Annotated in this window: 3 protein-coding genes; all 3 read right to left on the reverse strand. The window is 65.5% G+C overall.

The annotated features are described in order from the left end of the window. Positions 1 to 549 (reverse strand): PhzF family phenazine biosynthesis protein (locus MOV75_RS36770; RefSeq protein ID WP_247007835.1); only part of this gene is annotated, 549 nt, incomplete at its 3' end. A gap of 199 nt (positions 550 to 748) precedes the next feature. Next, complete coding sequence (locus MOV75_RS36775; protein ID WP_246932431.1) at positions 749 to 976, reverse strand: hypothetical protein; 228 nt, start codon at positions 974 to 976, stop codon at positions 749 to 751. A gap of 143 nt (positions 977 to 1119) precedes the next feature. Beyond that, positions 1120 to 1773, reverse strand: a 654-nt coding sequence (locus MOV75_RS36780; RefSeq protein WP_247007837.1) for an adenylate/guanylate cyclase domain-containing protein, incomplete at its 5' end; no start/stop codon positions are given.

Consider the following 1773-nt stretch of genomic DNA (forward strand, 5'->3'; position numbering starts at 1 on the left):
GGCATCGGGCTTGGCCCGCCGCAACGCCTCGCGCGATCGCACCTCCGCAACCACGAAGGGCGTCCCGACACCGACGACCTGTGGCGCGTGGTGATCGGTCCTGATGTCATCGGCCGTCAAAGAGAGGCAGGACGCGACCTCCGCGGCGGAAAGCTGCGCAAGCCGCGACAGCGGCTGCGGCGCGGTCAGCTCGGTGCTGACCACCTTTCCCTGTTCTCTCCGAATCTCGACCGGCACGAGTCCCGCCTTCTCCTCGAATAGCAGGCAAGGCTTCGGCTCCTTCGCGAGGCTCGCCAGCACGAAGGACGTCCCGATATTGGGGTGACCTGCGAACGGCATCTCCCTAACAGGCGTGAAGATGCGCACCTCCGCATCATTGGCCTTGTCGCGCGGCGGCAGCACGAAGGTGGTCTCGGAATAGTTGAATTCGGTGGCGATCGTCTGCATCTGCGCCGTCGTGAGCCCGCCGGCATCGAGCACCACGGCGAGCTGATTGCCGCCGAAGGCGCGGTCGGTGAACACGTCGACGGTGACGTAGCGGCGCTGCATCTTCGATCCCTCATGCAAGTCGCGGCCGCAACCGGCCGCATCGCCGGCAGTCTACAGGCCGACAACATCGCTCGTCATGCCCCAAAATTCGGAGCAATCGGAGCAATCGTGACGAGGTGCTGGAGGCAGAGAAGTGCAGACTTTCGCGACGCCGGGCTGGCAGATTTTTTCACCAGCCCGGCCTCGTCTCACACGATCGTCAGTAGGCGTAGGAATACGGGTACGAGGACCCCGTGTTCGGCAGGCAGGGTGGCTGCTTGTAGGGCTCGGACGCATACGCGCCCTCGGCCGGCGCCCTGACACAGGAGTCAGTCGTCACCTGGGTTGCGGCAGCGCGCGTCGGGGCGATGTGGCGTGCCGATGCGGCTTGCGTCTGGGTGACGGCGGCGGCGATCAAGGCGGCCGCAACAAGGGTCATTCGGGTCATTGGTTCTCTCCAGATTGCATTCGGAAGACGAGATGTCTCGGCTTCCACTGTGCGAGACCCGAAAGCTACCAAAGATCTTTCATCACGCGCGTTCAACGGAGCGCGATTCCGCTTCAACGAAACGCTACTTACAGGTGAAGGCGCTACCCCAACTGAAACACCGCCACCGGCTGTTCATAGCCGCGCACCTCGACCTCGCCGAGTGCGACCGCATCGCGGCCGGCCTCGCCCAGCGCCTCGCGCACGGTCGCCGAAATCAGGAGCTGCGAGCCGAACTCCTTGTTCAGCGCTTCCAGCCGCGAGGCGAAGTTCACGGTGTCGCCGATGACCGTGTACTCCTTGCGCCGCGGCGATCCGATATTGCCGGCGACGACCTCGCCGAAATGGATACCGATGCCGATGCGAAGCGGCCAGCTCGTCTGCGCGTTGATGCGATCCATCGCGCTCAGCATCTCGCGGCCCGCGGCGACCGCGCGCTGCGCGGCGTCGGAGGCCTCCAGCGGTGCGCCAAACAGCGCGAGGAAACCATCACCGAGAAATTTGTTCACGATGCCGCCGTGCTTGTCGAGGATGTCGACCAGCACCGCAAAGGCGCCGTCCAGCCGGTCGACCACTTCCTGCGGAGTGCGCGACTGCGCGCCGGCGGTGAAGCCACGGAAATCGACGAACATCACCGCGACGCGGCGGACGTCACCGCCTCCGCTGGTGCCTTCCGCCATCAGCCGCTCCACCACCTGCGGAGAAACGTGCTGGCCGAACAGGTTCGTCACCCGGTCGCGCGCGGTCGCCGCCGCGAT

The organism is Bradyrhizobium sp. PRIMUS42, assembly GCF_023006515.1.
Lineage (GTDB): Bacteria > Pseudomonadota > Alphaproteobacteria > Rhizobiales > Xanthobacteraceae > Bradyrhizobium.